At 59.6% G+C, this 5,884-nt stretch carries 7 protein-coding genes and 1 pseudogene; 2 read left to right on the forward strand and 6 right to left on the reverse strand.

Going from position 1 to position 5,884, the window contains the following annotated elements; translation table 11 throughout:
• Nucleotides 1-252 precede the first annotated feature (252 nt).
• The 5 genes from egtB to BHD06_RS22180 all read right to left on the reverse strand — a co-directional run bounded on the left by egtB (nucleotide 253) and on the right by BHD06_RS22180 (nucleotide 4,167).
• Nucleotides 253-1,506, reverse strand: coding sequence for an ergothioneine biosynthesis protein EgtB (egtB, locus tag BHD06_RS22160; RefSeq protein ID WP_080459117.1), 1,254 nt, complete (start codon nucleotides 1,504-1,506; stop codon nucleotides 253-255).
• Nucleotides 1,507-1,526: 20 nt separating this feature from the next.
• On the reverse strand, nucleotides 1,527-2,375 hold the full coding sequence (locus tag BHD06_RS22165; RefSeq protein ID WP_080459118.1) for an alpha/beta fold hydrolase: 849 nt from the start codon (nucleotides 2,373-2,375) through the stop codon (nucleotides 1,527-1,529).
• Between the two features lie 38 nt (nucleotides 2,376-2,413).
• Nucleotides 2,414-3,160 carry a flavodoxin family protein gene (locus tag BHD06_RS22170; protein WP_080459119.1) on the reverse strand — a complete coding sequence of 249 codons (747 nt, stop codon included), beginning with the start codon at nucleotides 3,158-3,160 and terminating at the stop codon, nucleotides 2,414-2,416.
• 17 nt (nucleotides 3,161-3,177) lie between these two features.
• Nucleotides 3,178-3,630 carry a DUF6789 family protein gene (locus BHD06_RS22175; RefSeq protein ID WP_080459120.1) on the reverse strand — a complete coding sequence of 151 codons (453 nt, stop codon included), beginning with the start codon at nucleotides 3,628-3,630 and terminating at the stop codon, nucleotides 3,178-3,180.
• Between the two features lie 63 nt (nucleotides 3,631-3,693).
• The gene (locus BHD06_RS22180) at nucleotides 3,694-4,167 is read right to left on the reverse strand and encodes a thiamine pyrophosphate-dependent enzyme (RefSeq protein ID WP_080459121.1); all 474 of its coding nucleotides are present in this window, start codon (nucleotides 4,165-4,167) and stop codon (nucleotides 3,694-3,696) included.
• Nucleotides 4,168-4,205: 38 nt separating this feature from the next.
• Between BHD06_RS22180 and BHD06_RS22185 the strand changes: the two genes are divergently transcribed.
• Nucleotides 4,206-5,264 (forward strand): IS110 family transposase, encoded by a 1,059-nt coding sequence (locus tag BHD06_RS22185; protein ID WP_080459122.1) that lies wholly within the window; start codon nucleotides 4,206-4,208, stop codon nucleotides 5,262-5,264.
• Nucleotides 5,265-5,318: 54 nt separating this feature from the next.
• On the opposite strand, the gene BHD06_RS24100 is transcribed toward BHD06_RS22185, so the two are convergent.
• Nucleotides 5,319-5,501, reverse strand: a complete 183-nt coding sequence (locus BHD06_RS24100) for a M81 family metallopeptidase (protein WP_080459123.1) — start codon at nucleotides 5,499-5,501, stop codon at nucleotides 5,319-5,321.
• A gap of 273 nt (nucleotides 5,502-5,774) precedes the next feature.
• On the opposite strand from BHD06_RS24100, the pseudogene BHD06_RS23410 reads away from it, so the two are divergent.
• Nucleotides 5,775-5,884, forward strand: a pseudogene (locus BHD06_RS23410) (IS6 family transposase); the annotation flags it as partial.

Consider the following 5,884-nt stretch of genomic DNA (forward strand, 5'->3'; position numbering starts at 1 on the left):
ACGCCCAAACAGCGTAACCAATAATCTCACGAGGATAACGAAACCCCTTCAGGCGTGGCAAATCAATTGGAATATTCATGGGGTCCACATACCTTTAGCAAACCCAGTCAACAACTTGGCAATACCGTTCGCCGCCCTCGCAGGATAAATGTGTCCAGCGCCAACACACATTTATGCAGTACGAAACTTTGCGACAGAACCGATTTTATTGTCGAGGGTCATACGTATCTCCGTTTTGCGAGAGTCATCGGGTTATGCGTTTTGGGCGAGGCGCAGCCCCATCATCTGCCAGCGATGCTGCGGGTAAAAGAAGTTGCGATAGCTTGGCCGCATCTGACGCACCGGTGTCGCGCAGGACCCGCCGCGCAGCACCATCTGGTTGATCATGAACTTGCCGTTATATTCGCCGATCGCGCCTTCAGGCGGACGGAAGCCTGGATAGGAGGTGAACGGGCTTTTCGTCCATTCCCAGATATCGCCCCATGCCCCGCCTTCGGGCCGCGGGCGCAACGCGCCGCTTTCGAGAAAGTTTCCGTCGATGGCGGTATCGGCGAATGCAGCCTCCCATTCTACCTCGGACGGCAGGCGCGCCCCGGCCCATCGGGCAAAGGCGTCGGCCTCATAATAGCTGACATGACAGACCGGTGCGTCCAGCAGGACCGGCTGTGCGCCCCGCAGCGTGTAGCTCCACCATTCGTCGTCCTGCCGCCACCAATAAAGCGGTGTATCCCAGTCCTGTTTGCGGCAGATCGCCCAGCCATCATTGAGCCAGAGCGTCTGCGTCGTATAGCCGCCATCGTCGATGAACGCGATCCAGTCGCGGTTGATGACCGGACGGTCAGCGAGGCGATAGGGCTCGAGAAAGCCCTGGTGCCGCGGTTGTTCGCAATCGTAAGCGAACCCCGTGCCTTTATGGCCGGTCTCTACCAGCCCGCCGTCATGATGGGTGAAGCCCATCTCCGTCTCGGCGGCGGGCGGTACGGGGTCGGGCGGTCGATACGCCACCAGCAGCGGGTTGCAAGAGAGCGCGTGGAGGAGGTCCGTCACCAGCAATTCCTGGTGCTGCATCTCGTGGTGGGAACCCAGCTCCACCAGGGCGGCGATGTCGTCCCTGTCGCTGCGGTTCGAGCACAGCAGGGCGGAGATTGCCTCGGTGACATGCTCGCGATAGCTCATGACTTCGCGGAGCGCCGGGCGCGAGATCAGCCCGCGCTTGTCACGCGCGTGGCGTGGGCCCGCCTGCACGTAATAGGAATTGAACAGAAATGCGAAGCGGTCATCCGGGGTCTGGTAGCTGGGCAGATACGGCTTCAGGACAAATTCCTCGAAGAACCAAGTGGTATGTGCGAGATGCCATTTGGGCGGGCTCGCCTCTTCCATGGATTGAAGCATCGCGTCCTCGGGGGTGAGCGGGGCCGCGAGTTGCTCCGTGCGTGTACGGACCTCATCGAAGAGTGGGATTATCAGGTCATGATCGGGTGCATGGGAGCGCGCCGTGGGCAACATCCGGTGCCGCCTTTCTGCCGTCAGGCCTTGCGATGCGATGTCGGAGTGTCGAGGAATCGGGCGATATGATCGGCCACCGCCTGCGGCTGTTCCTCCATGATCCAATGCGCCGCACCGCTGATCCATTCCAGCCTCGCGCCAGGGATCGTGTCGGCAAGACGCTGCGCATAGTCGGGCTTTTGAAAAGGGTCCTTGTCCCCCCAAAGCACGAGGGTCGGCAGATCGAGCTTTTCCAGTTCACGCGCAATTGCCATCGTGTATTCCGGGTCAAGACGGCGAAAATTGCGAAAGAGCGCCGCCTTGCCATCTTCGCCGCGCCACGGTTGAAGCATGATATCGATTGCCTCCCCGGTCAGCTGGTCTGGCACGGCGACACCCTGAGGCAGGAAATCGCGCAGCATCTTGTCAAAAGCGTCTACGCTTATCTCCGTCTCAGCACCGGTTTCTTGCAAGGGCTCGAATTCCGGTATCGGCCAACTGTCGAAACAGATGGCGTTGGCCAGCACCAGCCGGTTCAGCCGTTCCGGACAGCGCACCGCCACAATTTGCGCAACGCCGCCGCCGATATCATGCGCTGCCAGATCGACCCGGCCCAGTCCGAGCGCATCCATCAACCCGACCAAAAGGCGCGCCTGTGCCGCGATGGACACGTCCGCGCGCTCAGGTTTGTCGGATTGGCCATAATTCAGCATGTCCGGTGCGATCACCCGATGCGTTTGGGCCAGAACCGGGATCACCTTGCGCCATAACAGGCTGGAGGTCGGGATGCCATGCAGAAGGATCAAAGGCGGCCCTGCGCCCTCGTCGAGATAGGCGATGCGATGGCCTTCCACCATGGCGAAGTGATGGGTCTGGTTGAAATCTGTCATGGGGGTGCCTTTCCTCTTGTTGCGCAGCCTGCGCGATATCAGCGATATTCCGGATTCGGATGATCGAACCGGCAACCATCTTCCCACGCGCTGCGCTGATTGCCATGCGCCGGGATGCCACCCCAGTCGGAGAGAATGCGGGCCATGTGCATCAGGTTCCAGGTCATGAAGGTGGCGTTGCGCTGCGTGAAATCGTTCTGCGGCCCGCCCGAGCCATCATCGGCGTAGGACGGTCCCGGCCCGGCCTCGCCGATCCAGCCGGCATCGGCCTGCGGCGGGATCAGATATCCCAGATGTTGCAGCGCGTAGAGCACGCTCATCGCGCAATGCTTCACCCCGTCCTCGTTGCCGGTGACAATACAGCCGCCGACCCGTCCGTAATATACTGATTGATCTTTACCGTTCAGCTTGCCGGATTCGGCGTAGAGCCTCTCAATCAGGCGCCGGCAGACCGAGCTTTCCTCACCCAGCCAGATCGGTGTGCCGACGATCAGGATATCGGCGGCCATCACCTTTTCACACAGTTCGGGCCAATCGTCGGATGGAAAGCCATGTGCTCGCATGTCTGGATACACGCCCGGCGGCAGGTCATAATCAACCGGGCGCAGGATCTCGACGGCAATACCATTGGCCTGCATGATCGATTGCGGCACCCGGAGAAGCGCATCCGTATGCGATGCCTGACCGGAAGGTTTCAGCGTACAGTTGAGAAACAGCGCGGTGAGGTGGGAGAAATCCATGTCGTGCTCCTCGCAGAGCCGTTTCTGAAGCGTGTTGAGAGCCATTTACCTTCTCCGATCCATCAATCCCAGGCACCAGCCCGGACGGGGTTTTTCGCAAGCGCATGATGGCTTGCCCCCAGCACCGCGCCGAAGATCACGTGCAGCATGAGCGTCGCGAGAGGCACAAGCAGCATGTCCGATGGCATCCCCGCCCCGAAAAGGCCCTTGCCCATCATCGGCATGAGCAGGATCATCATGGCCGCCCAACCGACGCTGCCCAGGACGATACCATGAAACGTGGCCTTCGCCAGACTCCCGCCGGGTGACAGTCGGCTGAAGATGACGCCATAGCCGATACCGATCAGGAAATGCGCGACCCATCCCGTGGCCGCCCCCGTCTCCATGGTGACGGCAAGCATCGTGATCACGTTGAGATCCGGCATCACGCCCATCATCCCCTTGATGACCATCAGGATTGACAGAACGACCGTGGCGATCAGTCCCGCAACCACACCTGCGGCGAGTTTGTTCATCTCGTGTTCCTTTGTTCTCGTGCGGGGCTTACCCACAGCTAAAGTGTAACTATTATTCCAGCACTAGGTTCCGAACGCCTCGCGCAAACGTGACATTCCGAACCGGGCTGCCATCGCGACAGAGATCTTCGGGGGCATGATCAGCGCATCGGCATTTACCCTTACATCAAGCAGGGCAGGACCGTTTTGCGCGAATGCCTCGTCGAGCGCGGGGCGAAGATCGCCCGGGTCGGTGACCTGCCTACCCCAACCGCCGCAGGCGACCGCGACAGTGGCAAAATCCGGATTGGTCAGGTCGGTGCCCCAGTCGGGCAGGCCCTTGGCCTCCAGTTCCAGTTGGATGAATCCCAATTTGGCATTGTTCAGCACCACGGTCACGATCGGCAACTGATATTTCACGGCCGTCACCATTCTGGCACAATGCGATGCCGTTGAGCGGGGGTATCCACATGGTGTAATCGCGGGAGCGAGTCGTCTTGAGCAGACTTGAATGGGGCCTGGTGGCTGTTCCCCGATAAGATGAAAATACGGGCTCATGACAAGGCGTCTGGCCCAAGCATCTCAGGAGAACAGCCATGGAAGACTATATCGGCATCGATGTATCAATGAAAGAGACGGCGCTATCCATTCGACGTGGTGGCCAGCGGGTTTGGCGCGGAAAATGTGTTTCTGATCCGCAACGAATTGCCCAGATTATCCGAAAACACGGGCCATCAGCCACACGCATCGTTTTTGAGACCGGCCCCTTGTCGGTTTGGATTTACCATGCCCTCCGTGCCGAGGGTCTGCCTGCGATCTGCATTGACGCGCGCCATGCTAAAGCGGCCCTCAACATGGCTGCGAACAAAACCGATGCAAATGATGCGGATGGATTGGCACATCTCGCCGAGGTGGGTTTTTACCGAGAGGTGCGCGTTAAAGGTTTTGACAGCATGTTGGCACGCACCCTCGTGGCGGCGCGAACCAAGCTAGTCCGGATTGCCACCGACCTCTCAAACCAGATCCGGGGTCTCATGAAGACGTTTGGGTTGATTGTTCCCGCGGGCAAAGGGCGTACCTTTGAGAAGAACGTTCGCAATTTACTGAGCGATCGGGGTGACCTCGCTCGTATCCTGTTACCGATACTGGACGCATGGCACAGCATCCGCACGCGCGCGGCGGAGCTGACAAAAATGCTTCTCGCCAGTGCACGCCAAAGCCCAGCCTGTCAGCTCTTGATGACGATCCCCGGTGTTGGCGCAATTACTGCAACCGCTTTCGCCACCGCAATTGAAGACCCTGAAAACTTCAAAAACTCCCGTGCTGTTGGTGCCTGGCTTGGCCTGACGACCCGACGCTACCAATCAGGGGAGGTCGACTATGGTGGGCGCATCTCCCGCCGGGGAGATCCCCACGTGCGGGGGCTTCTCTATGAGGCGGCCCTGGTCATCTTGACCCGCAGTTCTGCGGAGAGCGACCTGCGCAACTGGGGGCTCAGGCTCAGGGAGCGCCTCGGCTTCAAGCGCGCCGCTGTAGCTGTGGCACGCAAACTCGCAGTCACAATGCATGCGATGCTCAGGACCGGCAAAGTGTTCAACCGTACCATCGACGCACGGGAGTGGGCAAAACCTGGGGATCAGGCGGCCAGTGTTTGATATGAGAGCGCCAATCGACCGTCGAGAACTGCAGCTCTCCTCGCAAAGAAACCATCATAGCATGACCGGTAACCCCCAGGTTTTGCCCACTCCCCCCGCCGCCTGCTCTTGCAGTGTCGCGCCACGCGTCAATGGGATATATCCGCCCCCCTGCTCGAAAGCCGCATAGTCGGCGCGGGTCGCGGCGAAGGTGTTCGTCTCGTGCAGGAAGCCACCAATCGCGATGCGCGCGCCCATCCGGTTATCCCTTCTTGCTACTCCCTGCTGCCAATCCGGTGTCCCGGAACTACAGCAGGTCGCATTTACTGTATCGCTTGACGATACACGTGCATCAGATGTCAAGGTTGTGGAGATAATAGATCATTGTCAACGCCCTGCGGGTGCCCCATGCCAAGGCCAAGAACACTTTTGCGCGATCCGCCTGTGACCGGGAACTAGGCGCAACGCAGGTGTTGTCACGTTAGCGGGCCTGAGGTTGCTGGTGTAGCGATGTCCGCATAGGTGATGCTGATGCAAACTCAAAAGATCACTTACAAACGCCACCGGTTTCCGCCTCAGATCATCGCTCATGTTGTCTGGCTCTACGTCCGGTTCAACTTGAGCCTGCGCGAGGTCGAGGA

Origin of the sequence: Roseovarius sp. A-2 (assembly GCF_002072155.1) — a bacterium.
Taxonomy (GTDB): Bacteria; Pseudomonadota; Alphaproteobacteria; order Rhodobacterales; family Rhodobacteraceae; genus Roseovarius.